This is a genomic window from Kluyvera genomosp. 1, from assembly GCF_001266615.1.
GTDB classification, from domain to species: domain Bacteria; phylum Pseudomonadota; class Gammaproteobacteria; order Enterobacterales; family Enterobacteriaceae; genus Kluyvera; species Kluyvera cryocrescens_A.
Genome location: NZ_LGHZ01000024.1, coordinates 1 through 26,236, shown reverse-complemented (window position 1 = coordinate 26,236; position 26,236 = coordinate 1). Strand labels below are relative to the sequence as shown.

At 52.8% G+C, this 26,236-nt stretch carries 26 protein-coding genes and 1 tRNA gene; 8 read left to right on the top strand and 19 right to left on the bottom strand.

The window, feature by feature from the left end:
* Positions 1 to 39: 39 nt before the first annotated feature.
* Positions 40 to 1,284 (bottom strand): esterase FrsA, encoded by a 1,245-nt coding sequence (frsA, locus tag KP80_RS14535; protein ID WP_052284369.1) that lies wholly within the window; start codon positions 1,282 to 1,284, stop codon positions 40 to 42.
* Positions 1,285 to 1,390: 106 nt separating this feature from the next.
* On the bottom strand, positions 1,391 to 1,849 hold the full coding sequence (gene gpt, locus KP80_RS14530; protein WP_052284368.1) for a xanthine phosphoribosyltransferase: 459 nt from the start codon (positions 1,847 to 1,849) through the stop codon (positions 1,391 to 1,393).
* A gap of 255 nt (positions 1,850 to 2,104) precedes the next feature.
* On the opposite strand from gpt, the gene pepD reads away from it, so the two are divergent.
* A complete protein-coding gene (gene pepD, locus KP80_RS14525; protein ID WP_052284367.1) occupies positions 2,105 to 3,562 on the top strand; it encodes a beta-Ala-His dipeptidase in 1,458 nt (485 codons plus the stop codon).
* Positions 3,563 to 3,606: 44 nt separating this feature from the next.
* Here the strand turns inward: pepD and KP80_RS14520 are convergent, their stop codons facing one another.
* The 9 genes from KP80_RS14520 to KP80_RS14480 all read right to left on the bottom strand — a co-directional run bounded on the left by KP80_RS14520 (position 3,607) and on the right by KP80_RS14480 (position 11,264).
* Positions 3,607 to 4,050: a GNAT family N-acetyltransferase gene (locus KP80_RS14520; protein WP_052284366.1), complete on the bottom strand. Its 444-nt coding sequence runs from the start codon at positions 4,048 to 4,050 to the stop codon at positions 3,607 to 3,609.
* Between the two features lie 2 nt (positions 4,051 to 4,052).
* Positions 4,053 to 5,108: a DNA polymerase IV gene (gene dinB / locus KP80_RS14515; RefSeq protein ID WP_052284365.1), complete on the bottom strand. Its 1,056-nt coding sequence runs from the start codon at positions 5,106 to 5,108 to the stop codon at positions 4,053 to 4,055.
* A gap of 95 nt (positions 5,109 to 5,203) precedes the next feature.
* On the bottom strand, positions 5,204 to 5,419 hold the full coding sequence (gene nqrM, locus KP80_RS14510; protein ID WP_052284381.1) for a (Na+)-NQR maturation NqrM: 216 nt from the start codon (positions 5,417 to 5,419) through the stop codon (positions 5,204 to 5,206).
* Between the two features lie 2 nt (positions 5,420 to 5,421).
* Positions 5,422 to 6,645, bottom strand: a complete 1,224-nt coding sequence (gene nqrF, locus KP80_RS14505; RefSeq protein WP_052284380.1) for an NADH:ubiquinone reductase (Na(+)-transporting) subunit F — start codon at positions 6,643 to 6,645, stop codon at positions 5,422 to 5,424.
* A 12-nt stretch (positions 6,646 to 6,657) separates the two neighbouring features.
* Positions 6,658 to 7,254: an NADH:ubiquinone reductase (Na(+)-transporting) subunit E gene (gene nqrE / locus KP80_RS14500; RefSeq protein ID WP_052284364.1), complete on the bottom strand. Its 597-nt coding sequence runs from the start codon at positions 7,252 to 7,254 to the stop codon at positions 6,658 to 6,660.
* 6 nt (positions 7,255 to 7,260) lie between these two features.
* On the bottom strand, positions 7,261 to 7,899 hold the full coding sequence (locus KP80_RS14495) for an NADH:ubiquinone reductase (Na(+)-transporting) subunit D (protein WP_052284363.1): 639 nt from the start codon (positions 7,897 to 7,899) through the stop codon (positions 7,261 to 7,263).
* Positions 7,892 to 8,686: a Na(+)-translocating NADH-quinone reductase subunit C gene (locus KP80_RS14490; RefSeq protein WP_052284362.1), complete on the bottom strand. Its 795-nt coding sequence runs from the start codon at positions 8,684 to 8,686 to the stop codon at positions 7,892 to 7,894. Before KP80_RS14490 ends, KP80_RS14495 begins: the two co-directional genes overlap by 8 nt.
* Complete coding sequence (locus KP80_RS14485; protein ID WP_052284361.1) at positions 8,679 to 9,917, bottom strand: NADH:ubiquinone reductase (Na(+)-transporting) subunit B; 1,239 nt, start codon at positions 9,915 to 9,917, stop codon at positions 8,679 to 8,681. The genes KP80_RS14490 and KP80_RS14485 overlap by 8 nt, the downstream gene beginning before the upstream one ends.
* A gap of 3 nt (positions 9,918 to 9,920) precedes the next feature.
* The gene (locus KP80_RS14480; RefSeq protein WP_052284360.1) at positions 9,921 to 11,264 is read right to left on the bottom strand and encodes a Na(+)-translocating NADH-quinone reductase subunit A; all 1,344 of its coding nucleotides are present in this window, start codon (positions 11,262 to 11,264) and stop codon (positions 9,921 to 9,923) included.
* A gap of 548 nt (positions 11,265 to 11,812) precedes the next feature.
* Here KP80_RS14480 and dpaA point away from each other — a divergent pair.
* Positions 11,813 to 12,553, top strand: coding sequence for a peptidoglycan meso-diaminopimelic acid protein amidase (gene dpaA / locus KP80_RS14475; protein ID WP_052284359.1), 741 nt, complete (start codon positions 11,813 to 11,815; stop codon positions 12,551 to 12,553).
* On the opposite strand, the gene KP80_RS14470 is transcribed toward dpaA, so the two are convergent.
* Both KP80_RS14470 and lpcA read right to left on the bottom strand, forming a co-directional pair.
* Complete coding sequence (locus KP80_RS14470; RefSeq protein ID WP_052284358.1) at positions 12,524 to 13,291, bottom strand: class II glutamine amidotransferase; 768 nt, start codon at positions 13,289 to 13,291, stop codon at positions 12,524 to 12,526. The two genes, dpaA and KP80_RS14470, sit on opposite strands and share 30 nt — an antisense overlap.
* Positions 13,292 to 13,332: 41 nt before the next feature.
* The gene (lpcA, locus tag KP80_RS14465; protein ID WP_035894459.1) at positions 13,333 to 13,914 is read right to left on the bottom strand and encodes a D-sedoheptulose 7-phosphate isomerase; all 582 of its coding nucleotides are present in this window, start codon (positions 13,912 to 13,914) and stop codon (positions 13,333 to 13,335) included.
* Positions 13,915 to 14,152: 238 nt separating this feature from the next.
* On the opposite strand from lpcA, the gene fadE reads away from it, so the two are divergent.
* Positions 14,153 to 16,597: an acyl-CoA dehydrogenase FadE gene (gene fadE / locus KP80_RS14460; RefSeq protein ID WP_052284357.1), complete on the top strand. Its 2,445-nt coding sequence runs from the start codon at positions 14,153 to 14,155 to the stop codon at positions 16,595 to 16,597.
* Positions 16,598 to 16,726: 129 nt separating this feature from the next.
* Entirely contained in the window at positions 16,727 to 17,497 is a 771-nt protein-coding gene (locus KP80_RS14455) for an amidohydrolase (protein ID WP_052284356.1), read from the top strand.
* A 120-nt stretch (positions 17,498 to 17,617) separates the two neighbouring features.
* Here KP80_RS14455 and KP80_RS14450 read toward each other — a convergent pair.
* Positions 17,618 to 17,694, bottom strand: a tRNA-Asp gene (locus KP80_RS14450).
* Between the two features lie 130 nt (positions 17,695 to 17,824).
* Entirely contained in the window at positions 17,825 to 18,556 is a 732-nt protein-coding gene (gene dnaQ, locus KP80_RS14445) for a DNA polymerase III subunit epsilon (RefSeq protein WP_052284355.1), read from the bottom strand.
* Here dnaQ and rnhA point away from each other — a divergent pair.
* The gene (gene rnhA, locus KP80_RS14440; RefSeq protein ID WP_167348849.1) at positions 18,510 to 19,088 is read left to right on the top strand and encodes a ribonuclease HI; all 579 of its coding nucleotides are present in this window, start codon (positions 18,510 to 18,512) and stop codon (positions 19,086 to 19,088) included. The two genes, dnaQ and rnhA, sit on opposite strands and share 47 nt — an antisense overlap.
* On the opposite strand, the gene KP80_RS14435 is transcribed toward rnhA, so the two are convergent.
* Positions 19,085 to 19,807, bottom strand: a complete 723-nt coding sequence (locus tag KP80_RS14435) for a class I SAM-dependent methyltransferase (RefSeq protein WP_052284353.1) — start codon at positions 19,805 to 19,807, stop codon at positions 19,085 to 19,087. The genes rnhA and KP80_RS14435 overlap by 4 nt on opposite strands.
* A gap of 31 nt (positions 19,808 to 19,838) precedes the next feature.
* Here KP80_RS14435 and gloB point away from each other — a divergent pair, with 31 nt between their 5' ends.
* Both gloB and mltD read left to right on the top strand, forming a co-directional pair.
* Positions 19,839 to 20,594 carry a hydroxyacylglutathione hydrolase gene (gene gloB, locus KP80_RS14430; RefSeq protein ID WP_052284352.1) on the top strand — a complete coding sequence of 252 codons (756 nt, stop codon included), beginning with the start codon at positions 19,839 to 19,841 and terminating at the stop codon, positions 20,592 to 20,594.
* 71 nt (positions 20,595 to 20,665) lie between these two features.
* Positions 20,666 to 22,027 carry a murein transglycosylase D gene (gene mltD / locus KP80_RS14425; RefSeq protein WP_052284351.1) on the top strand — a complete coding sequence of 454 codons (1,362 nt, stop codon included), beginning with the start codon at positions 20,666 to 20,668 and terminating at the stop codon, positions 22,025 to 22,027.
* A 60-nt stretch (positions 22,028 to 22,087) separates the two neighbouring features.
* Here the strand turns inward: mltD and KP80_RS14420 are convergent, their stop codons facing one another.
* Complete coding sequence (locus tag KP80_RS14420) at positions 22,088 to 22,882, bottom strand: endonuclease/exonuclease/phosphatase family protein (RefSeq protein ID WP_052284350.1); 795 nt, start codon at positions 22,880 to 22,882, stop codon at positions 22,088 to 22,090.
* A gap of 142 nt (positions 22,883 to 23,024) precedes the next feature.
* A complete protein-coding gene (locus KP80_RS14415) occupies positions 23,025 to 24,200 on the bottom strand; it encodes an MFS transporter (protein ID WP_052284349.1) in 1,176 nt (391 codons plus the stop codon).
* A gap of 104 nt (positions 24,201 to 24,304) precedes the next feature.
* On the opposite strand from KP80_RS14415, the gene yafC reads away from it, so the two are divergent.
* On the top strand, positions 24,305 to 25,198 hold the full coding sequence (gene yafC / locus KP80_RS14410; RefSeq protein ID WP_052284348.1) for a DNA-binding transcriptional regulator YafC: 894 nt from the start codon (positions 24,305 to 24,307) through the stop codon (positions 25,196 to 25,198).
* Positions 25,199 to 25,258: 60 nt separating this feature from the next.
* On the opposite strand, the gene dkgB is transcribed toward yafC, so the two are convergent.
* The gene (dkgB, locus tag KP80_RS14405; RefSeq protein ID WP_052284347.1) at positions 25,259 to 26,062 is read right to left on the bottom strand and encodes a 2,5-didehydrogluconate reductase DkgB; all 804 of its coding nucleotides are present in this window, start codon (positions 26,060 to 26,062) and stop codon (positions 25,259 to 25,261) included.
* Between the last annotated feature and the right edge of the window lie 174 nt (positions 26,063 to 26,236).

Genomic DNA, 26,236 nt, shown 5'->3' with positions numbered 1-26,236 from the left:
TGCAACTGTTTTACCAAATCAATAGAATTTATCAATATATTAACAAAATCTATTATTGATCCACCCGGCAATTTCTTTCAGCGCCTTGTCAAAGTTGCGATACACCGGGTTAAACGGGATCTGCATCAGTTTCCCCTGCGCAGATGACGATACGATTAAACGCGACTCTTCTTCCGGGCTAAACGGATCGTTATCCCAGTATCCTGAAAGCATTGGCGTTGGGCAGCGGCGGCCTAACAGCCCCTGAGTTTTCAGCGAGTAGCGGTTAAGTTCAACGCGTAGCGCTTCGTCTGACGCATCGTGCATCCCCAATCTTGATGCCAGCACGTCGAGATACATTTCCGGCACGCGCCCCTGCTGCAGCGGGTCATTCAGCAGGCAATGGACCACCGGGCCCAAACAGGCGACGGCTTTCAGATTTTGCGCTTCCAGATACGCCAGGCGTACCGCAATGTTGGCACCGAAACGGAAACCAAAGGCCGCGACGCGAGTGTGGTCAACCCACGGAATATTCGGCAGCGCGCGAATCACGTGCTGATGCAGCATGCTGGAATCCTGGCTCAGCTTCCATTTTGACGAGAAGCCGATAGACGGCATATCAACCGTCAGCATCGCAATACCCAGCGGGGCAAAGTAGTGTTCATACAGGCTGTAGTAATCGGTCTGCAGGCCGTCCAGGCCGCCACACATCAGCACCGTCGGGAACGGGCCGTCACCTTTTGGCATATGCAGGAAGCCGGTAATCGGTGCCCCACCAGGAATAGCAAACTCCAACTCACGCATCTCGCCGGGTAAACGCTTCGCCGCTTCTTCATAGGCGCGGTTCGCCAGCGCCTGCGCCTGCTCGGCAAGGTCATCCCCTTTCAGATGCGGGTAGGCGGCGATGCTATAAAGGTTAGAAGCGTGCAGCCAGTGGCGGCCGCTGAGCGTTTCATCCTCTTCCTGTGTGGCTTTCTGCTGCCAAAGCATCGCTTGAGTGGACCACTCGTAGATCCAGTTACCGCCGCGGTAGCCGACAACGGTGTCAAACAGCTCATCGTCGGTGCGTTCAGCCTTACTCATCACGATACGCGCCTGGACGTCGAGAATTTCCTGCGGCGTGACGCCACGCCAGATCCACATCAGGCGGTTAATCATGCGGTACCAGTGCGGGACGTTACTTCCGCTCAACGCCGACTGCATGCTGTCGGTTTTGCCGTTAGTAAAGCGGCGCACCAGCGTTGATGTTTCAGGGTGTTTAAAGCGCGGTTTGAATAGCGTTTCGCTGAGATTGGCTTCTGGCATCACAAAATCTCCAAAGGTACGATCTAAGGCCTATTGTAACGCGTGGGACGTTAAAAAAAACAACGCCCGGCAGAACCGGGCGTTGGAAGCGCATTTATTGAATGAATTAACGGCCAGAGATAGGCGGTACGAATACCACGCCCATATCCCAAGGCTGTTCAATCCAGGTATCCTGCGGGATATCAACAACATAATCGTTAACCAGTGGACGACCCGCCGGTTTAGCGAAAATGGTGACGAAATGCGCTTTCGGGTACATTTCACGAATCGCTACCGCGGTACCGCCGGTATCGACCAGATCGTCAATTACGATAAAGCCTTCACCATCGCCTTCAGCGCGTTTAAGAACTTTCAGTTCACGCTGGTTGTCGTGGTCATAGCTGGAGATGCATACGGTGTCGACATGACGAATGCCCAGTTCACGTGCCAGCAGTGCGCCCGGTACCAGACCGCCACGGCTAACGGCAATAATGCCTTTCCATTGTTCTGAAGGCATCAGGCGTGCAGCCAGTTTGCGCGCGTGAATCTGCAACATGTCCCAGGTGACGACGTATTTTTCGCTCATGTGAAGTGTCCCAGCCTGTGTTTACGGCTTAAAAAGTGTTCAAGGGGGAAATGGGTTGCGCGAGATTATAGAGATCTGACGCACTAAAAACCAGTGTTAAGCGGAATCACGGGCGCTTTTTACGTGGTTTCTTCTACCGGGAGGGAGAGAAAGTGGTATTCTCAACCGCATCGCGCAAGCCAGTCTTGTGGTATATGTATGTGCTAACCCTTTACCTGCAAGCGACTTTTGCAGAACGCCGTAAGGAGACTCATCGTGTCTGAACTGTCTCAATTATCCCCGCAGCCGCTGTGGGATATTTTTGCCAAAATCTGTTCCATTCCGCACCCTTCTCATCATGAAGAGCAGCTCGCTGCCCATATCGTGGGCTGGGCAAAAGAAAAAGGTCTTCACGCAGAACGTGACCAGGTCGGCAACATTCTGATTCGTAAAGCCGCGACGCCGGGCATGGAGAACCGCAAAGCGGTTGTTCTGCAGGCTCACCTCGATATGGTGCCGCAGAAAAACAATGATACCGTGCACGACTTTGCGAAAGACCCTATTCAGCCGTACATCGACGGCGAGTGGGTAAAAGCGCGTGGTACGACGCTGGGCGCGGATAACGGTATCGGTATGGCCTCCGCGCTGGCGGTGTTGTCCGATGATTCCGTTGAACACGGCCCGCTGGAAGTACTGCTGACCATGACCGAAGAGACCGGGATGGACGGCGCATTTGGCCTGCAGCCAAACTGGCTTCAGGGCGAAATCCTGATCAACACCGACTCTGAAGAAGAGGGTGAAATCTACATGGGCTGTGCGGGTGGTATCGACTTTACCAGCACCCTGCCGCTGACCCGTGAAGCCATTCCGGCGGGTTTCCAGACCTTCAAGCTGACGCTGAAAGGCCTGAAAGGCGGTCACTCCGGCGGTGATATTCACCTCGGTCTGGGCAATGCCAACAAGCTGCTGGCCCGTTTCCTGGTCGCTCACGCAGCAGAACTGGATCTGCGTCTGGTTGACTTCACCGGTGGTACCCTGCGTAACGCAATCCCACGTGAAGCCTTCGCAACGCTGGCGATTCCGGCAGATAAAGTCAGCTCTCTGAAAGATCTGGTTGAGACTTACCTGCATATTCTGCAAAACGAGCTGTCCGCGAAAGAGAAAAACCTGAATCTGGTTCTGGAAGCCCTTGCCGTTGAAGGTAAAGCGCTGAGCAATGCTTCCCGCGATGCGTTTGTTCAGCTGCTGAACGCCACACCAAACGGCGTTATTCGCAACTCTGACGTGGCCAAAGGCGTAGTAGAAACCTCTCTGAACGTGGGTGTGGTCTCCTTCACCGAAGACTCCGCCATTATCCACTGCCTGATTCGTTCCCTGCTCGACAGCGGTAAAGATTACGTTGTTAGCATGCTGGAATCACTGGGCGCGCTGGCGGGTGCTAAAACCCAGCCGAAAGGCGGCTACCCAGGCTGGCAGCCAGATGCAAGCTCCCCGGTCATGCAGCTGGTACGTGAAACCTATCAGCGCCTGTTCAACAAGGTGCCAAATATTCAGATTATCCACGCGGGTCTGGAATGTGGTCTGTTCAAGAAACCGTATCCAAACATGGATATGGTCTCCATTGGGCCAACCATTACCGGTCCACACTCTCCGGATGAGCAGGTTCACATCGAAAGCGTTGGCCAGTACTGGCAGCTGCTGACGGAACTGCTGAAAGCGATTCCGGCGAAATAAGTTTTGCCCTCCCGGCGGGTTTAGCTCGCCGGGAATCTCCCCCGCTATCTCACCTTCTCCATCCGATAATTCACAAATCGCTCCCCGCGCGCTTCAACTTCCTGTTCGGCAATCACCCGAAAACCCTGTTGTTCAAAACACGCTTTCGCCGTCAGGCTCGCCTCTACCGTTAACGTTCCCGCTGGGAGCTGTAAAAAAAGCTCATGCAGTAAAGCGCTGGCAATTCCCTGTCTGGAATACGTAGGATTGACGAAGAGCAGATCGATATAAGTACCGACTGCGGTGACAAAACCGACCGGGCGATGCTCTATAGTGGCCACCAGCACCCGTGAGCCAGCCAGTTTTTGCCGCCAGCGGGCTTCATCAACTTGAGCCCAGGCATCAATCTGCGAGGCAGAATAGTGCTGGCGGGCCGTTTCCCGCACTGCGCGCTGAAAAATCTGGCACAGGGTAGAAAAATCTTCTTCACGGTACGCGCGAATAAGCATGGCTAAATCCCTAAAAGCAATTGTCGCTCCAGCTGCGGGTCGAGCAGCGTAACGTGCAGGCCGACAAGGCGCACGCCGCGCCCGGCCCGCCGTTCCTGCCACGATTTATGCGCCGTGGCGATAAGATCGTCTTTGTTAAGTTTCGGCCAGACGTGTTCCTGGGTGGTGAGCTGGAAGTCATTAAATTTAAGCTTAACGCCCTGACGCGCAATCAGTAGATCCGGTTTGACCTTTGCCAGCCGGCGTTCCAGCTCAGGATAGAGCCGTTCGATAATCGCCTCGCAGTCTGACCATTCATGAATGTCTTCTTCCAGCGTGCGCTCAACGCCAATCGATTTACGCTGCCTGTCGTTGTGGATCTCGCGTTCATCGATACCCTGACTGCGCTCCCACAGGATCCGGCCAAACTTGCCAAAGCGTTTTAACAGCATCGCCAGATCGCTTTTCTGCACGTCTTCACAGGTGCGAAGCCCCATGCTTTCGAGTTTGGCCGCCGACACCTTGCCTACGCCGGGGATTTTACTTAACGGTAGCGTCTTAAGAAATGCAGGAACTTCTGCCGGTGTCAGGACGAACTGACCGTTCGGTTTATTGAGATCGGAGGCAATTTTAGCCAAGAACTTTACCGGCGCCACACCCGCCGAGGCGGTCAGCGCCAGCTCGTCAAATATGGTTTGGCGGATTTCCTGGGCCATTAACGTCGCCGAACCGTGACAGTGCGTGCTGTCGCTCACATCAAGGTAAGCTTCATCCAGCGAAAGCGGTTCAATCAACGAAGTATAGCGGGAGAAAATTTCGCGAATGTGGTGTGAGGCTTCGCGATAGGCTTCAAAGCGCCCCGGCAATAATGTCAGGTGTGGGCAGAGCTTTAACGCCATTCCAGTAGGCATAGCGCTGCGCACGCCAAACTTACGCGCCGGATAGTTCGCCGTACTGATCACCCCACGCTGTACCCGACTGCCACCGATGGCGATGGGAATATCGCGCAGCGCCGGATTGTCACGCATTTCAACCGCAGCGAAGAAGCAGTCCATATCGATATGGATTATTTTGCGCATCGTTAGCCCTCACTTACCACTGGATAAGTATACAGCATAACTTCAGCAAATGAGAAGAGTGGTGAATCGCCCGACATAGCCGGGCGATGGGGAAACTACAGGATACGATTGTGTTGGCGCTGCGCTTCACGCGCTATGCGCTTTTTACGCGCATCACAGGGCTCAGGGCAGTCGCAGACCTTTTCCATACCCAGCGAAGATATCCCGCCGCAGCTACCCTGCAGCGTTTTTCGCTTGACTATATAGCCCAGCGACATTCCCAACACGACCAGGACAAAAATCGCGAATGTCGCCAGAAAGACCGTCAACATCATCAGCCTCCGAAGTCGTCGAGCATGATGTTTTCATCCTCTACACCCAGATCTTTAAGCATTTTAATCACCGATGCGTTCATCATCGGCGGCCCACACATATAGAATTCACAATCTTCGGGTGCCGGGTGATCGCGCAGGTAATTCTCGTACAGAACGTTATGAATAAAGCCGGTGTAGCCCGTCCAGTTATCTTCCGGTAGCGCATCAGAGAGCGCAATATTGAAGGTAAAGTTCGGGTTTTCGCGCGCCAGCTGTTCAAATTCTTCGGCGTAGAACATCTCACGCAGCGAGCGCGCGCCGTACCAGAAGCTGATTTTACGCGTGCTGTGCAGACGCTTGAGCTGGTCGAAAATATGTGAACGCATCGGTGCCATCCCGGCCCCGCCGCCGATAAAGACCATTTCCGCTTCAGTCTCTTTCGCAAAGAACTCACCAAACGGCCCGGAGATCGTCACCTTATCGCCCGCTTTCAGCGACCAAATATAGGATGACATAATTCCCGGCGGTGCTTCAGGCGCAGAAGGCGGCGGCGTGGCGATACGCACGTTGAGCATGATGATGCCCTTTTCTTCCGGATAGTTCGCCATGGAGTAGGCGCGTAGCGTCGGCTCTTTGACGTCAGAGACGTAGCGGAAGAGATTAAATTTGTCCCAGTCGCCGCGATACTCATCAGGCACATCGAAATCAGCGTAGGCTACCTTATGCGGCGGGCATTCAATTTGAATATAGCCACCCGCACGGAACGGCACGCTTTCACCGGCTGGAATTGCCAGCTTCAGCTCTTTAATAAAGGTGGCTTTGTTATCGTTAGAGATAACTTCGCATTCCCATTTCTTCACGCCGAACACTTCGTCAGGCAGTTCGATTTTCATGTCCTGGCGCACTGCCACCTGACAGGCCAAACGGCAGCCCTCTTTGGCTTCACGCTTAGTAATATGCGAAAGTTCGGTCGGCAGAATATCACCGCCGCCCTCTTTCACCGTCACCCGGCATTGACCGCAGGAGCCGCCGCCGCCACAGGCGGAAGAGATAAAGATACCGTTGCTGGACAGCGTATTCAGCAGCTTGTCCCCCGCTGGGGTTTTAATCTGCTTATCCGCCTCGTTGTTGATTTCAATCACCACATCACCAGCATTCACCAGCTTTGATTTAGCGAACAAAATCAACAGCGACAGCGCCAGCACGATCAGCGTAAACATCACTACGCCCAGTAAAATTTCCATCATTAGCGGCCCTTATAGCTGCACACCGGAGAATGACATAAAACCTAATGCCATCAGTCCCGTGGTGATAAAGGTGATCCCTAAGCCTCGCAGTCCCGCGGGCACATTCGAATACTTCATTTTTTCACGGATTCCGGCCATGGCGACAATCGCCAGCATCCAGCCGATACCGGAACCAAAACCGTAAACGATAGATTCGCTGAAGTTGTAATCGCGCTGAACCATGAACGAAACGCCGCCGAAGATGGCGCAGTTCACGGCAATCAGCGGCAGGAAGATCCCCAGCGCGGTATACAGCGACGGGAAGTACTTATCGAGGATCATTTCGAGAATCTGTACCAGCGCCGCAATCACTCCGATAAACGTGATGAAGTTGAGGAAGCTGAGGTCGACGCCTTCCGCCAGCGCACCGTCGCGCAGCACCAGGTTATAGACCAGGTTATTGATGGGTACGGCCAGACCCAGCACAACGGTTACCGCCACGCCAAGGCCAAATGCGGTCGAGACTTTCTTCGACACCGCCAGGAAAGTACACATCCCCAGGAAGAACGCCAGCGCCATGTTTTCAACAAACACCGCGCGGACAAACAGGCTAATGTAATGAGCCATAATCGGTTACTCCTTTTCCTGCTGTTCCGGCTTCCAGCTACGCAGCGCCCAGATCAGCAAACCGATAATGAAAAATGCGCTTGGCGCGAGCAGGAACAAACCGTTTGGCTGATACCAGCCGCCGTTCTTGACGGTTTCCAGCACCGTGACGCCGAACAGTTTACCGCTGCCAATAAGCTCACGCAGGAAGCCGACAATCAGCAGAATGGCGCCGTAGCCCAAGCCGTTACCGATGCCATCCATAAAGCTCGCCAGCGGCGGAGACTTCATGGCATACGCTTCCGCGCGCCCCATCACGATACAGTTGGTGATGATAAGCCCCACGAACACCGACAGCTGTTTAGAGGTTTCGTACGCAAAAGCGCGCAGCAGCTGATCGACCACGATAACCAGCGAAGCGATAATCGCCATCTGCACGATAATACGCACGCTGTTCGGGATGTGATGGCGGATCATCGAGATAAACATGCTGGAGAATGCCGTCACCAGCGTGACCGCAATGGTCATCACGAATGCCGTTTCCAGCTTGGTGGTGACCGCCAGCGCTGAACAGACGCCCAGCACCTGCAGCGCAATCGGGTTATTGGCAATAAGCGGGCCAACCAGTAAGCGTTTCACTTCTTTCATATCGCCTTGCTCAGCCATGATTCAGCCCTCCTTCACGCACCTGCTTCAGGAATGGGCCAAAACCCATTTCACCCATCCAGAAATTGAAACTGTGCTGTACGCCGTTAGCGGTCAGCGTTGCGCCGGATAAGCCATCAACCGCATACAGATCGCCCTGAGGCGCGGCCCCTTTCATCACTCTCAGCGCCGGCTGGCCGTTGTCGTCCACCACGCGCTTGCCAATAAACTGCGCACGCCAGTTCGGATTCTCGATTTCGCCGCCCAACCCCGGAGTTTCCCCCTGGTCGTAGTAGGTAATGCCTTTGATGGTGCGGCCGTCAGTGTCCAGCGCCACAAAAGCGTACATCATCGACCACAGACCGTTACCGTAGACCGGCAGAACGATTTCCTGAATTTTCTGCTGTTCATTTTTAATCAGGTAGATTTCCACCACGTTGCTGCGGCGTTTAATCCCTGCCGGATCCTCATTGGCTTCAAGTGCCACGCTTTGCTGGGGATCTTTTAACGCCATGCTCTGATTAAACTTCGCCGGATCGCGGTCCAGCATTGCCCCGCTTTTTAAATCCACCAGGCGCGGCGTCACGCGGGCAGCATAGATTTCAGCGACTTCATCAGCAGACATCTTGTCGTGCATCAGACCTGCAACGGCAAGGATATTGCGCTGTTTATCCAGCGCGCGCTGTTCTTGCTGCAGAGGCTTAAGCCCCACGGCAGAACCTGCCACCACGATGGAGCACACCAGGCAAAGCACCAGCACCACCAGCAGCGTTTTACCGATGCTATCGTTACTTTTCATCTCAGCCACGCGACTTCCTCCGCTTAATATTGGCCTGCACCACCAGATAATCGAACAGCGGCGCAAAGAGGTTGGCGAACAGAATCGCCAGCATCATCCCTTCTGGATAGGCCGGGTTCACCACGCGGATCAGCACGCACATCACGCCAATCAATGCGCCGTAGCACCACTTTCCTTTATCCGTAAACGAGGCTGAAACCGGGTCGGTGGCCATAAACATCATGCCGAAAGCAAACCCGCCCAGTACCAGATGCCAGTACCACGGCATCGCAAACATCGGGTTAGTATCCGACCCCACCAGGTTAAACAGGGTGGCACAGGCCATCATGCCCACCATCACCCCTGCCACAATTCGCCAGGAGGCAACGCGACCAAAAATAATCAACGCCCCGCCAAGCAGAATCATCAGAGTAGAGACTTCGCCAATCGAACCGGGAATATTGCCAATAAATGCATCCATCCAACTTACCGGCTGACCGGTAACCACGTTCACCAGTGACTCACCGCCGTGGCTCGCCCATTGGGAGAGCGGCGTCGCGCCGGAGAAGCCATCGGCCGCCGTCCATACCAGATCGCCGGAGATTTGCGCCGGATAGGCAAAGAACAGGAATGCTCGCCCCGCCAGCGCCGGGTTTAAGAAGTTACGCCCGGTTCCACCGAAAATTTCTTTAGCAATTACCACCCCAAAGGAAATACCCAGCGCGGTCTGCCATAACGGCATCGTCGGTGGAACAATCAGCGCAAAGAGAATCGAGGTGACAAAGAAGCCTTCGTTAATCTCATGCTTACGCACAATAGAAAACAGGACTTCCCAGAATCCGCCAACCAGAAAAACGGTCGCGTAGATTGGCACGAAGAACACCGCGCCCAACATCATCATGCTGATCCAGCCGGCATCCGGAGCAAAACTCACGCCCAGCGTCTGCGCCAGACTGTAATGCCAGTTACCCGCAATCACCTGCTGCAGTTGTTCCGCCCCGTACAGTTTGTGCAGCGCGGGGATGGTTTGCAGCCCCACGTTGTACATACCCCAGAACATTGCCGGGAACACTGCGAACCAGACGAGGATCATCATGCGTTTTAGATCGATAGCGTCACGGACGTGCGATGCTCCTTTCGTCACATGGCCTGGCGTATAGACCAACGTCGCCGTCGCTTCGAACAGCGGGTAGTATTTTTCCAGCTTGCCGCCCTGCGTAAAGTGCGGCTCAACTTTTTCCAGTAGCTGTTTTAAGCCCATCACTTAGCCTTCCTGCTCAATTTGCGTTAATACGCGGCGTAACACCGGGCCGTATTCATATTTTCCCGGACAGACATAGGTGCATAGCGCCAAATCTTCTTCGTCCAGCTCCAGGCAGCCCAGCGCCTGAGCGCTATCGCTATCGCCAGCCAACAGGTCGCGCAGCAGCACGGTTGGCAGGATATCCAGCGGCATCACACGCTCGTAGCTGCCGATAGGCACCATCGCACGTTCTCCACCATGGGTATCCGTCGAGAAGTTGAAGAGTTTTTTCTTCAGGAAATGACCCAGCGTGGTGCGTGTAATAGAGAACTTATCCCGGCCAGGAGCAACCCAGCCAAGCAGCTCTTTTTCACGCCCTTCTTTCAGCACGCTGATCTGCAAATGAAAGCGCCCAAGAAACGCGTGCGGTCCGACGGCCTGAGTGCCGTTCAGCACGGAGCCGGAGATCACCCGGTTTTCCCCTTCGTGCAGTTCATCCACCAGCAGCGCATTGAGATCGGCCCCCAAGCAGGTGCGTAACAGACGCGGATGTTTCGCCTGCGGGCCACCCAGCGCAATCACGCGTTCGGTCCATAACACCCCATCGAGGAACAGCTTGCCGATGGCGATAACATCCTGGTAATTGAGATGCCAGACCTGTTTGTTCAGGCTAACTGGCTCCAGGAAGTGAATATGCGTGCCGACTAATCCCGCCGGATGCGGGCCGGTAAACTGATTAAAAGTCACTTGCCCCTGCGAATGCCCACCGAGCTTGCCACCGCTGCTTTGGCAGACATGGACCTTACCGTCGGTCAGGCGCGTCAGCAACGTTAGACCGGCATTAAAGGCTTCGCGCTGAGCAAAGATAATGGGCTGCGGATCGGCCGCCAGCGGGTTGGTGTCCATCGCGGTGACAAAAATTGCTACTGGTTCCGTACCCGGTGCAGGCGTTTTACTGAATGGCCGCGTGCGCATTGCCGTCCAAAGACCAGATTCAATCAGCTGCGAAGCTACCGTCTCACGCGGCAACGTTGCCAGTTCATCAGGCGAAAAGCGCGTAAACGCAACGGACTCATCGCCGTCGACATCAATGACTACCGATTGCAGAACCCTGCGCTCACCACGATGTATTGCACTGACCGTGCCACAGGCTGGAGAAGTAAAACGTACGCCAGGTATTTTTTTATCTTCAAAAAGCAGCTGCCCTTTAATGACCCGGTCGCCCTCTTTTACCGCCATAGAAGGACGCAGCCCAATATACTCTTCGCCCAGGATAGCCACACGGCTAACCGCAATATCATCAATACACTGCCTGTCGGGCAGGCCGGCAATAGGCAAATCAAGGCCTTTCGTTATTTTAATCATACTGTTTGCAGGTATCCGTTAACGACGACGTCAACACGCGTTGAGGCCAGCGTTTTGGTTAACGAGACAAAAGAAAGGAGTGTCACCGGAAACCCAATGGCGTTCCATGATTGGGTAAAACGAGGGGCTGAAGCATCCTTTCTTACACTGTTTTGGGAATTTCTCCGTTAATCATCCACGCATTCCATTATCTGGGTGAATGATTCCGTAACTAAAGTTTACCATTTTCTCCTTCTGCGATGCAGCAGTTCTGCTTTTTGGCCCGCTAAATTGCGAGCTATTGCGCAAAGTTCGATTGATTCAGACAAAGATAGCTAGTGAATCATCAGCTTATCCTACACTCTTTGTGAAGAGAGCGAATGAGCTGCCAGGCAGCACAACGCACCGGGTTCGGATGGGAATGCAATAGGAAATTGTAAACGCCAACCGCCCCTCTTGCGAAAAAATGCGGTGGTGCTAAGGTGAGCGCACAAAAAACAGATTTATCTGCTTTTTCTCTCTATGGCCTCTCCTGGCGTGTTGTTATTTTTTATCAAGGAACATGTAGTATGCGCAAAATCGCATTATTTATTGCGATGCTTTTAATGCCGTGCGTTTCGTTTGCTGGGTTACTGAGCAGCAATAGTCCGACGACGCCCGTTAGCAAAGAATATAAGCAACAAATGATGGGCTCCCCGGTTTATATCCAGATCTTTAAAGAAGAGCGTACGCTCGATCTTTTCGTCAAAATGGGTGAAACCTACCAGCTCCTTGATAGCTACAAAATCTGCAACTATTCCGGCGGCTTGGGGCCAAAACAGCGCCAGGGCGATTTCAAAAGCCCGGAAGGGTTTTATTCAGTTCAGCGTAGTCAGTTGAAACCCGATAGCCGCTTCTATAAAGCCATTAATATTGGTTTCCCGAATGCTTACGATCGCGCTCATGGCTATGAAGGGAAATATCTGATGATTCACGGTGCCTGCGTCTCGGTTGGCTGTTACGCCATGACTGATTCCGGCATTGATGAGATTTTCCAGTTTGTCACCGCCGCTCTGGTCTTTGGGCAGTCTGGCGTGCAGGTCAGCATCTATCCATTCCGCATGACAGATGCCAACATGAAGCGCCACAAATACTCTTACTACAATGATTTCTGGCAGCAGTTAAAGCCGGGCTACGACTACTTCCAGCAGACCCAGCGGCCGCCAATGGTTTCAGTTGTCGATGGTCGTTACGTGGTGAGCAAACCGCTCAGCCACGAAGTCGTTCAGCCGCAGCTGGCATCAAACTATACGCTCACCGAGGCAAAATAAGCGCCATTCGCCTGGCATGATCTTGTGCCAGGTTTCATTCCCCGTCAGCGGTTGAGTCGCAATGACCGTCACCACATCGTTGGCGGTCGTTTCCTTCTGAAAGTCGATTTCGACATCTTGATCCAGAAGCGTTGCTACGCCAAACGGCGCGCGGCGAGTGATCCAATAAAGATTAGTCGAGCAGAACGCCATCACATAGCGCCCGTCAGACAGCAGCATATTGAACACGCCCTTCTCACGTAATTCGTCAGCCAGTGAGGCAATATATTTAAATACCGCCTGCATATTGCCCGGCGTACGCGGGTACCGCTGCGTCAGTTTATGCAGCAGCCAGCAGAAGGCTTTTTCACTATCCGTTTCCCCCACCGGACGAAACTGCCCCGTCTCCAGCGATTTGTAGCCGGTGAGCTGACCGTTATGTGCATAGGTCCAGTTGCGTCCCCACAGCTCACGAGTAAACGGATGGGTGTTTTCCAGCGCCACCATGCCTCGGTTGGCCTGGCGGATATGCGCAATCACCGAGCAGGATTTTATCGGATAGTCCTGCACCAGCCTGGCGATAGGTGATTGGTAGCTCGGCTGCGGATCTTTAAACGTGCGACAGCCTTTGCCTTCATAGAAGGTGATTCCCCAGCCGTCTTTATGCGGCCCGGTGCCCCCACCGCGCTGAACCAGCCCGGTAAAACTGAAGCAAATATCGGTTGGCACATTGGCGCTCATCCCGAGCAATTCGCACATATCACACCCCCACAGCAATCGGGGCCGAAGCCCCGTGAAACTTATGCCTTAACCATCTCTTTTTCGATAAGCATGATCAGGATATGGATAACTTTAATATGAATTTCCTGCACGCGGTCGGCATAGCCAAAGTGCGGTACACGGATTTCGATATCCGCAGAACCTGCCATTTTGCCGCCGTCTTTACCGGTCAGGGTGATCACTTTCATGCCCTGCGCGCGCGCCGCTTCAATCGCTTTAATGACGTTTGCAGAGTTACCGGACGTGGAGATACCCAGCAGAACGTCGCCTGCACGGCCTACAGATTCAACGTAGCGAGAGAAAACATATTCATAACCGAAATCATTACTCACACAGGAGAGATGGCTGACATCGGAAATCGCAATCGCCGGGTAACCCGGACGGTTTTCGCGATAGCGACCAGTCAGTTCTTCCGCAAAGTGCATCGCGTCACAGTGTGAGCCACCATTACCGCAGGAGAGCACTTTACCGCCCGCTTTGAAGCTGTCCGCCAGCAGGACTGCTGCGCGCTGAATGGCGTGGATATTGGCTTCGTCTTTGAGGAAGTTTGCCAGCGTATCGGCCGCTTCATTCAGTTCGTTACGAATAAGATCCTGGTACATGAGGATAATCCTTCAGCATTAATAAAATTGTCATGGCTAGTGTAACGGATAGCGCTAGCACAGAGAAGCGAGCGCCGTTCTATTCAGCGGATGTTTGGATTTTTGGTGCGCTAAAAAGCGGCAACAATGTGAGCGACGTTGTAATTATTTTGTAAACACATTGCTAATTAAAATCACATCAACTACAAACATATCATCACAAGTGGTCAGACCTCCTACAAGACAGGGGCATTTCTCTATGATGATTTTGAGTGTTGTATTAACCATTGCTTTACTCGGTGTACTCTTTTATCACCGCGTCAGTTTAACGCTCAGCAGCGTGATTTTACTGGCCTGGACCGCCGCGCTTGGCGCTGCGGGTCTGTGGAATCTGTGGCTGCTGGTACCGCTGGCTATCATTCTGGTGCCGTTTAACTTTACCCCAATGCGTAAGTCGCTGATCTCTGCACCGGTCTTCCGCATGTTCAGTAAAGTAATGCCGCCGATGTCACGTACTGAAAAAGAAGCGATTGATGCCGGTACAACCTGGTGGGAAGGCGATCTGTTCCGCGGTAACCCGGACTGGAAAAAACTGCACAACTACCCGCGTCCACAGCTGACGGCAGAAGAGCAGGCCTTTATTGACGGCCCGGTTGAAGAAGCCTGCCGCATGGCCAATGACTTTGCGATTACCCATGAAATGGCCGATCTGCCGCCAGAACTGTGGGCCTATCTGAAAGAACACCGTTTCTTCGCGATGATCATTAAGAAAGAATACGGCGGTCTGGAATTTTCCGCGTATGCTCAGGCTCGCGTTCTGCAAAAACTGTCCGGCGTGTCTGGCATTCTGGCTATCACCGTCGGCGTACCGAACTCTTTAGGCCCGGGCGAGCTGCTGCAGCATTACGGTACTGAAGAACAGAAAGATCATTATCTGCCACGCCTGGCGCGTGGTCAGGAAATCCCATGCTTCGCGCTGACTAGCCCGGAAGCGGGTTCTGATGCGGGTGCCATTCCAGATACCGGCGTCGTCTGCATGGGCGAATGGCAGGGCGAGCAGGTTTTGGGTATGCGTCTGACCTGGAACAAGCGTTACATCACTCTCGCTCCTATCGCTACCGTACTGGGCCTGGCCTTTAAGTTGTCCGACCCGGATAAACTGCTGGGCGGAGCCGAAGAACTGGGCATTACCTGTGCACTGATCCCAACCAACACCCCGGGCGTGGAAATTGGCCGTCGCCACTTCCCGCTGAACGTTCCGTTCCAGAACGGTCCAACCCGTGGTCAGGATATCTTTGTGCCGATTGATTACATCATCGGTGGGCCGAAAATGGCCGGTCAGGGCTGGCGTATGCTGGTTGAATGTCTGTCCGTGGGTCGCGGTATCACCCTGCCATCTAACTCCACCGGTGGCGTGAAATCGGTGGCATTGGCAACCGGTGCTTACGCGCACATTCGCCGCCAGTTCAAAGTTTCCATCGGTAAGATGGAAGGTATTGAAGAGCCATTGGCGCGTATCGCCGGTAACGCCTACGTCATGGACGCCGCAGCTACGCTGATTACCTACGGCATTATGTTGGGTGAGAAACCAGCCGTACTGTCCGCTATCGTCAAATACCACTGTACCCACCGCGGTCAGCAGTCCATCGTTGACGCGATGGATATCGCCGGGGGTAAAGGCATCATGCTCGGCGAAGGCAACTTCCTGGCACGTGCTTACCAGGGCGCCCCCATCGCCATTACCGTTGAAGGGGCCAACATTCTGACCCGTAGCATGATGATCTTCGGCCAGGGCGCAATTCGTTGCCATCCATACGTGCTGGAAGAGATGGCCGCAGCACAAAATAAAGATGTGAATGCCTTCGATAAGCTGCTGTTTAAACACATCGGCCACGTCGGTAGCAACAAAGTACGCAGCTTCTGGTTGGGGATCACCCGTGGCTTAACCAGCCCGACGCCAACCCGTGATGCCACCAAACGTTACTATCAGCATCTGAACCGCCTGAGCGCCAACCTGGCGCTGCTGTCAGACGTATCCATGGCGGTACTGGGCGGTAGCCTGAAGCGTCGTGAACGTATCTCCGCGCGATTGGGGGATGTGTTGAGCCAGCTGTATCTCGCCTCTTCCGTGCTGAAACGCTATGACGACGAAGGCCGTAACGAAGCAGATTTACCGCTGGTGCACTGGGGCGTTCAGGACGCGCTGTATCAGGCAGAACAGGCGATTGACGACCTGCTGCAAAACTTCCCGAACCGTTTTGTTGCAGGTGCGATGCGCGTGGTGATCTTCCCTACCGGTCGCCATTACTTAGCGCCGTCGGATAAGTTAGATCATGCTGTGGCGAAAATTCTGCAGACCCCAAGCGCAACCCGTTCACGTATTGGCCGCGGTCAGTACCTGACACCAAGTCAGCACAACCCAGTGGGCCTGCTGGAAGAAGCGTTGGTTGACGTCATGGCCGCTGATCCTATCCACCAGCGCATCTGTAAAGAGATTGGCAAAAACCTGCCATTCACTCGCCTGGATGAACTGGCGCATAACGCGCTGGCAAAAGGGCTGATTGACCAGGCCGAAGCCGCGATTCTCATCAAGGCTGAAGAGAGCCGTCTGCGCAGCATTAACGTTGACGACTTTGCCCCAGACGAGCTGGCAACCAAGCCGGTAAAGCTGCCGGACAACGTACGCAAGGTTGAAGCCGCGTAACGTTATCCTATCGTTATCCTCTAAGCGGAGCCTGGCTCCGCTTTTTTTATCCAAACTGTCCTCAGCGCTATCACCTCCTGATAAGGTGTTACAGTTAGATTGATGCCCTGCCATAAGGAGCGAATCACTGTGCCTGGTTTGAAAATTACCCTTTTGCAGCAACCGCTGGTGTGGATGGATGGCCCCGCCAACCTGCGCCATTTTGGCCGCCTGATGGAAGATATTGTCGGGCGCGATGTGATTGTCCTGCCGGAAATGTTTACAACCGGTTTTGCGATGGAAGCCGCCGAGCAGTCAATGGCGGAAGAAGACGTGATTGCCTGGATGCGTACGCAGGCGCTGCGTACTAATGCCCTCATCGCCGGCAGCGCCGCGCTACAAACCGGACGCGGGGCAGTAAACCGTTTCCTGCTGGTCGAACCGAAAGGTCGCGTGCATGCTTATGATAAGCGCCATCTGTTCCGCATGGCGGATGAACACCATCATTATCTGGCTGGTGACAAACGCATCGTGCTGACCTGGCGCGGCTGGCGTATTCTGCCGCTGGTGTGCTACGACCTGCGTTTCCCGGTGTGGTCGCGGAACCGTAATGACTACGATTTAGCGCTGTACGTTGCCAACTGGCCAGCACCGCGCTCACTGCACTGGCAGGCGCTACTGACAGCACGAGCCATTGAAAACCAGGCATACGTTGTCGGATGCAACCGCGTTGGCACTGACGGTAATGGCCATCACTATCGTGGGGACAGCCGGGTTATTTCTCCGCAGGGCGAGATCCTGGCAACCGCAGAAGCGCACCAGGCGACGCGTATTGACGGTGAACTGTCATTGTCCGCACTCCAAGAATACCGGGAGAAATTCCCCGCATGGCAGGATGCCGATCCTTTCGCTCTGGGCTAATTGAATGGTCTTCAGGCCCGGTGATTTTCGGGCCAATTCTCTGAACGGGTACTCAGGAAAAATGAGGTGGGCGTAAAACGACGAAAGCCTGAATCATTTCTGATTCAGGCTTTCTGAATGTGGCGGAACGGACGGGACTCGAACCCGCGACCCCCTGCGTGACAGGCAGGTATTCTAACCGACTGAACTACCGCTCCACAACGTTCCCTTCGGAACGAGGCGAATATTACGGTTTCCCTGTAAAACCGTCAACGCTTTTTCTCTACTTTTGAATCGTTTGCTGCAAAAATCACCCATAAGCTTATTTTCACAGCAAAATTAGCCGTTTTATCCTCGCCAGAGGCAGCTTCCACCTTTTTTCTGAACGAGGTCGAGGCGCGATTCATGATTCATCAGCTCCTCATCGGTGGCGTAAACCACGCGTAATTTGCTCTCTGCACGCACAATACGTTGAATACCGGTATTCCCCGCCTGCTGCTGCCCCTCACCTTCCATCGCAAATTTAATCGACGTTTGCCCACCGGTCATCGTCAGATAGACGTCCGCCAGAATCTGGGCATCAAGCAATGCGCCGTGCAGGGTACGCTTGGTGTTGTCTATTTCGTAGCGCGAACATAACGCATCAAGGCTGTTACGCTTGCCGGGGAACATCCGTCGCGCCAGCGCCAGGCTATCGGTGACCTTGCAGAAAGTATCGGTTTTTGGAATACCGCGATTGAGCTTACTAAACTCATAATCCATGAAGCCGATATCGAACGATGCGTTATGAATGACCAGTTCCGCCCCGCGAATGTAGTCCATAAACTCGTCAGCCACGTCGGCAAAGGTTGGTTTATCCAGCAAAAACTCATCGGCAATCCCGTGAACGCCGAAGGCTTCAGGGTCCACCAGCCGGTCAGGTTTGAGATACACGTGGAAGTTATTACCGGTCAAACGACGGTTTATCACCTCGACGGCACCGATCTCAATGATCTTGTGGCCTTCATAGTGGGCACCGATCTGGTTCATACCGGTGGTTTCGGTATCCAGAACGATCTGTCGTGTAATTGCAGTGCTCATATCAGTCATTTATGTCAGACTTGCCGTTTTACTTTCAATTGCAGATACAGGAAGTCTACCAGAGATGCTTAAACAGGTAGAAATTTTCACCGATGGCTCTTGCCTCGGCAATCCCGGTCCGGGTGGTTATGGGGCTATTTTACGCTATCAGCAGCGGGAAAAAACCTTCAGTGAAGGCTATCGTCTGACCACCAATAACCGGATGGAGATGATGGCGGCTATCGTCGCACTCGAAGCGCTCAAAGAGCCGTGTACCGTCGTACTGAGCACCGACAGTCAGTACGTTCGCCAGGGGATCACACAGTGGATCCACAATTGGAAAAAGCGCGGCTGGAAAACGGCGGACAAAAAACCGGTGAAGAACGTCGACCTATGGAAGCGACTCGACACCGCTCTCGGTAAGCATGAAATCCGCTGGGAATGGGTAAAAGGACACGCAGGTCATCCGGAGAACGAACGCTGCGACGAACTCGCCCGGACGGCGGCCAATTCGCCAACGCAGGACGATACCGGATACCAACCGGACGCTTAAGCGTCCGGCTTACGATACTGCCGGGTCGCGCCAACCGCCTGCTGAATACGGCTTTTGGCTTTGTTCTGGCGCATCGGATTGAGCGTAAGAGGAATGGTTCGCTTACGCGCAACAATCAGCTGTAAACAACCCAGCGCGGGCAAATGCGTACCTAAAAGCGCGCCCCCCTGCTTTGCCCACGGCAGCACCTGGAACTGACTTTGATGAAGTACTTCAAAATTCAGCAGCGACAGCCAATCTAGCTGACGCGTCAGGGTAAACATCCGGCTGTTATAGGGTACTGACTTACGCAGCACCGGCACCAGCTTGCGTAACCCCATCAGGCTCACGGGGTTAAAACTGCTGATGATCAGCCAGCCATCGTCAATCAGTACCCGATCGGCCTCACGCAGAAGACGGTGAGGATCGCTACACCAGGGAAGCGTATGGGAGAGCAAACAGGCATCAACCGACTTTTCGGCAAACGGTAGATGCAGCGGGTCGGCCATCACCTGGATAGGGCTGCCTTCTAAAGAGATATTTACCTGATGGGAGATGGCACAGGCTTCCGTATTGATCTCCGCGCTCAGGTTGCCCACTTTTAGTAGGTGAAAGCCATACAGTTTTCCCAGCCACGGTTTAAGTTGACGATCGATGGCCTCGCGATAATATTCACCCCAGGGCATTTGCGCCCACGAGACAGGCGCTGAGACTGTTTGAGGTATCCTTGCCGGTTTCATCACAACCTTCCCTACGCGTAAGAGGTAATCAATGAATCTTAACAGTATTCCTGCCTTTCAGGATAATTACATCTGGGTTCTTAACGATGAAACGGGCCGGTGTTTGATCGTCGATCCCGGTGACGCTGTGCCAGTGCTAAAAGCGGTCGCAGAAAATAATTGGCAGCCTGAAGCGATTCTTTTGACTCATCATCATAACGATCATGTCGGTGGCGTGGCGGATCTATGTAAGCAATTTCCGAATCTCGTCGTTTACGGTCCGGAAGAGACGATTAACAAGGGCGCAACAAAAATAGTTGTCGATGGCGATAAAATTCACATTCTTGGTCAGGAATTTTACGTTTTCGCCACCCCTGGACACACTTTAGGACATATCTGTTTCTACAGTGCACCGTACCTTTTTTGCGGCGACACCTTGTTTTCCGGGGGCTGCGGGCGGTTGTTCGAAGGCACTGCAGAGCAGATGTACCGCTCGTTACAGCGAATTAACACTCTTCCGGAAGAGACCCTCATTTGTTGCGCGCATGAATATACCCTCTCCAATATGAAGTTTGCACTGAGCGTTTTACCGCATGATTTGTTCATTAACGAATACTATCGTGAAGTTAAGGAGTTACGAGCAAAAAACCAAATAACACTCCCCACAACTCTGAAAAATGAACGTAAATTCAATCTTTTTTTAAGAACGGATGACATTGATTTAATTGAAGAAATAGAGAAAGAAACAAAGATGCTACAATCTGAGCAGCGTTTTGCATGGTTACGGTCAAAGAAAGATAACTTCTGATACTTGTGGGTTGCGTTTTCGAAAGTTCGCCGTTATGATCGCTCGTCTTTTAAGCAACTATTGACACACACATGAAGGCAAAAGCGATATTACTCGCCTCTGTCCTGCTCGTGGGGTGCCAGGCGTCACAGCAGGGCAACGTCCAACAGCACGCACAGAGCCTTTCTGCGGCTAGTCAAGGGGAAGCAAGTAAGTTCGCAAGTCAGGCACGTTGGATGGACGATGGGACATTCGACACGCAGAATCAGGACTTGTGGGCTTATATTGGCGACGAGCTAAAGATGGGAATCCCGGATAATACCCGGGTTCGCGAACAGAAACAGAAGTATTTGAAAAATAAGAGCTATCTCCACGATGTAACTTTACGGGCAGAGCCGTATATGTACTGGATAGCCGGGCAAGTTAAGAAACGTAACATGCCGATGGAACTGGTATTACTACCCATAGTGGAGAGCGCTTTTGACCCGCACGCAACGTCTGGTGCCAATGCCGCAGGCATTTGGCAAATCATTCCGAGCACAGGGCGAAATTACGGTCTGAAACAGACCCGCAGTTATGATGCACGTCGTGACCTCGTTGCTTCCACAACGGCGGCACTGGATATGATGCAGCGTCTGAACAAAATGTTCGATGGCGACTGGTTGTTGACCGTGGCGGCATATAACAGTGGTGAAGGCCGTGTGATGAAAGCGATGAAAGTGAACAAAGCCCGTGGCAAGCCCACCGACTTCTGGTCACTGCCGTTGCCTCAGGAAACCAAGCTGTACGTACCAAAAATGCTGGCGTTGAGTGATATTCTCAAAAACAGCAAACGCTACGGTGTTCGTCTGCCAAGTGCCGATGAAAGCCGAGCACTGGCGCGCGTTCGCCTCGACAGCCCGGTTGAACTCTCGCAGTTAGCAGATATGGCAGGAATGCCGGTCAGCAAACTGAAGACCTTCAACGCAGGCGTAAAAGGTTCAACGCTCGGTGCCGCTGGTCCGAAATACGTTATGGTGCCACAGAAGCATGCAGACCAGCTGCGTGAGTCCCTGGCCTCCGGTGAGATTGCCGACCTCCAGCCAACGCTGGTTGCTGACAACACGCTGCTGACCAGCCGCAGCTATAAGGTTCGTTCTGGTGATACACTGTCAGGGATCGCATCACGTTTAGGCGTGACGTCAAAAGATCTGCAACAGTGGAATAACCTGCGCGGAAGCAGCCTGAAAGTGGGTCAGAACTTAACGGTGGGTGCTGGCAGTAGCGCCGCGCGTCTCGCCGATAACAGCAGCATTACGTACCGTGTACGTAAGGGTGACTCACTGTCGAGCATTGCTAAACGCCACGGCGTCAACATCAAAGATGTGATGCGCTGGAATAACGGCACCGGCAATCTGCAGCCAGGCGATCAGCTCACGTTGTTTGTGAAAAACAGCGATCGACCTGACTCCTGATAAGCAATCCATAAAAAGGCACCGATTCCCCCGGTGCCTTTTTTATTGCCCTTTTTCAACTCATTTACCCGGACTAAACTCCACAATCAGCGGATTATGATCCGATGCGCGGGTTACTAGCACCGACGCCTGGCTGACATTAAGTCCACGATAAAAAACAAAATCGAGCGGTCGGCCAAAAGCGCGACGTCGCTGATCGTCGTCAAAACAAACAGGCCGTAGTGACATATCACGCGCGAAACGATAAAGCGCATTCATTCGCGGCCGACTCCAGGCGTTGAAATCGCCAGCCATAATGACCGGGCCGTTATGCTGCGCCATCTGCTCACCGATCGGAAGAAGCTGTTTACTGTAAACGTCGACACCCAGACTAAAATTAACCGCATGGATATTCACCACCATCAGCAACCGCGCGTCTGGAAGTGGGTAAACGGTCACTAACGCTGACTTTGCGAGTCTGAGAATAGGCTCACGCTCGCGCAGCGGGCAGCAGTATATAGGCTGAGCCGCAGACAGCGTCATAACACCAGAGGGGTGATGCGGCAAGGCAAAGGCCGGTACCTGATCGGCGGCCAGATAGTTAGTCGTCGCAAACTTAACGAGTTCAGGCGTGGTTTGCGCTTCCTGAAGCAGTACCAGGTGGGCATCTTTACCAAACTTATTCAGCACGGAAAGCCATTCAGCGCGCTTTTGCTTAAAGATATTCCACACCAGAATTCGAATATTTTCTTCCGTACTTAACGGCCTACCCATCGATAGTGCCTGGCTAATGCTGGTATAGGCACCTGGCGGCGGTAAAATCCGCTCCGCAGGTTGTCCGGCAATGTAGCGCATAGCGTAGGTATTTTTTCGCACTTTCTCTGATAACCTCAATAACGAAAGAACCCTCCTGCTTCCAGGAAGGTCCTTCTGTTATAGGGGCTTTTGCCCACGGTTTCAACGCTATTTGCGATAAAGCCTGGTGAACTTTTGTAAGCCAGCGCTTACCTTTTTGACCTTAGCCCAATGCGACACGAACTGTCTTATCCAGACGTCCGCTTAGCCCTGTCAGCAACAAGGCTCCCACTACAATCAGCGCGCCAATCCACGGGGTTTGTGCCAGTCCATAGTGTTCAACCGTTTGGCCACCGATAACCGAGCCAAGTGCGATACCGACGTTAAAAGCAGCAATGTTAAGGCCTGATGCGACATCTACAGCAGCCGGAGTGTATTGCTCCGCTTTCTGCACGACGTAAACCTGTAATCCCGGTACGTTCCCGAAGGCAAAGACGCCCATCACCAGAATAGTGGCCAGCGCGGCATATTGCATTGATGCAGTGAACTGGAATACCAGAAGCAAAGCAGCGAGTGCAGCAAAGATAAACTTCAGTGCAGGCACTGCGCCGTGTTTATCAGCCAGCTTTCCACCCCAGATATTACCGATAGCAACCGCGACGCCATAACCCAACAAAATCCAGCTCACCGCATTTGGCGTAAAGCCTGCTAAATTTTGCATCATCGGCGCCAGGAAGGTGAATGCGGTGAATACCCCGCCATAACCCAGTGCCGTAATTGCATAGATCATCAGCAGTCGTGGATGCGTCAGTACTTTTAACTGGTCAGATAGACTCGCAGGCGCACGTCCAGGGATATTGCTCGGCACCAGAATCGCACTGGCAATCAACGCGATCACTCCCAACATAGACACCGCGAGGAAAGTTTCACGCCAGCCGAAGTGTTGGCCGATAAACGTCCCCAACGGTACGCCGGTCACCAGCGCCACCGTCAGGCCGCCGAACATAATGGCAATGGCCGACGCCGCTTTCTCTTTCGGCACCAGACTGGTAGCAATGGTCGATCCAATAGAGAAGAAAACCCCATGTGCCAGACCAGTCAGCAAGCGAGCAACCACTAAAGTAATATACCCAGGCGCTTGCCAGGCCAGCAGGTTGCCGATGGTAAACAGTACCATCAGCGCCAGCAGCAGCTGTTTACGGGGCAGCTTACCAGTGAGCGCGGTTAATACGGGTGCACCAATGGCAACCCCTAGCGCGTAGATTGAGACTAAAAGCCCTGCAGAGGGCAGTGAAATAGATAATTGTTCAGCAATCGTTGGTACCAGACCGACAATGACAAACTCGGTTGTGCCAATGGCAAAGGCACTGATCGTTAAGGCTAGAAGCGCCAGCGGCATAATTTACTCCACATCATCAGGATTAAGATGACACGTAGTATGCCGGGGTGTTTAAATAACAAAAACATTCAAAATATCAATATAATTTTGCTTCAGGTGCAATAATGAGAGCTACATCAGAAGAAATCGCCATCTTTGTCGCCGTCGTTGAAAGCGGCAGTTTCAGTCGTGCCGCGGAGCAGCTTGGGCTCGCTAACTCAGCGGTCAGCCGAGCGGTCAAAAAACTGGAGTCTAAGCTTGGTGTGAGCTTGCTTAACCGCACCACTCGCCAGCTGAGCCTCACCGAAGAAGGTGAGCGCTATTTCCGCCGTATGCAGGTCGTTTTGCAGGAAATGGCGGCTGCGGAAAATGAGTTATTGGATACGCGCAATACCCCACGCGGCTTGCTACGGGTAGATGCGGCTACGCCGGTGATGCTGCATTTCCTGATGCCACTAATTAAGCCATTTCGTGAACGCTATCCTGAAATGACACTTTCCCTGGTGTCGTCCGAGACTTTTATTAATCTTATTGAACGTAAAGTAGATGTGGCAATACGTGCAGGAACACTGACTGACTCAAGCCTGCGTGCACGCCCGCTATTCACCAGTTATCGTAAGATTATTGCATCACCGGACTATATCACCCGTTATGGTAAGCCTGAGGATGCAACCGATCTCAAAGATCATCAGTGTCTGGGATTCACTGAACCATCGTCATTAAACACCTGGCCCATCTACTGCTGCGATGGTCAGTTTATGGAGATCAGCAGTGGGATTTCATCAAACAGTGGTGAAACGCTTAAACAGCTGTGTTTGAACGGCAATGGTATCGCCTGTTTATCGGACTATATGGTCGACAAGGAGATTGCTCGAGGGGAATTTGTTGAACTGTTGGCGGACAAGCGAATGCCTGTAGAGATGCCGTTTAGCGCTGTCTATTACAGTGACCGGGCGGTGAGTACACGTATCAGAGCCTTTATTGATTTTCTGAGCGAATACGTGAAAGAAACCCGTTAATAGGCAGTGATAAAGGAGGCGTATTAGCCTCCTTCGGTTTTGGTCAGGATGAGAGGATAATTAATCCCACTCTGGCGCCAAACTTTCTGGACTCACCAGTCGGTCATTGCAATCCAACTCCGCGATAGCGGCTTTATCTTCTGCATCCAACTGCAGATCCAGCGCCATCAGGTTGCTTGCCAGATTCTCACGCTTGGTCGATGACGGGATCACCGCGTAACCTTCACCTATCGCCCAAGCCAGAATAACCTGTGCAGCCGTGGCATTATGCTTCGCAGCAATGCGGCCAATCACTTCATCTTTCAATGCCTTACCATAAGCTAAAGTCATATACGATGTGATATGGATACCGTGCGCAGTTGCCCAATCGACAACCTTACGGTTCTGTAAATACGGCGACAGTTCAATCTGGTTAGTGGCAATATTTTCTGCCCCCACTGCAGTAATGGCACGCTTCATCAATGGGATGGTGAAGTTCGAGATACCTATCTGGCGAGTCAGCCCTAGCTTTTTCGCTTCCAGCAGTGCGGCCATAAACTCTTCTACTGCCACAGCATCGTTTGGCGATGGCCAGTGAATCAGCGTCAGATCAACATAATCGGTACGCAGTTTCTGTAGGCTTTCTTTCAGGCTGGAAACCAGTTTGTCTTTGCTAAGGTTTTCAATCCAGATTTTGGTGGTGATGAACATTTCATCACGCGCGATGCCGCTTTCCGCAATCGCCTGACCAACAGCCGCTTCATTATCATAGATTTGCGCTGTATCAATGGTGCGATAGCCGAGTTCCAGTGCTGTTTTAACAGAAGCGATAACAACATCATCTTTCAGGCGGAAAGTACCAAGGCCAAATGCAGGGATTGTCATGATTTTCCTCTTTATTTATCAATATAGGTTAACTAAAAACCATTATGAAGAAGGGGAGGAACGGGAAAAAGAGCGTTAAATGCAGAGGATTTTTGCTAAATCAGCAATAATTAATTAACACAAACAAAAAAGCCCTGAGCAAATGCTCAGGGCTCTTAATAAGTGGCGGAACGG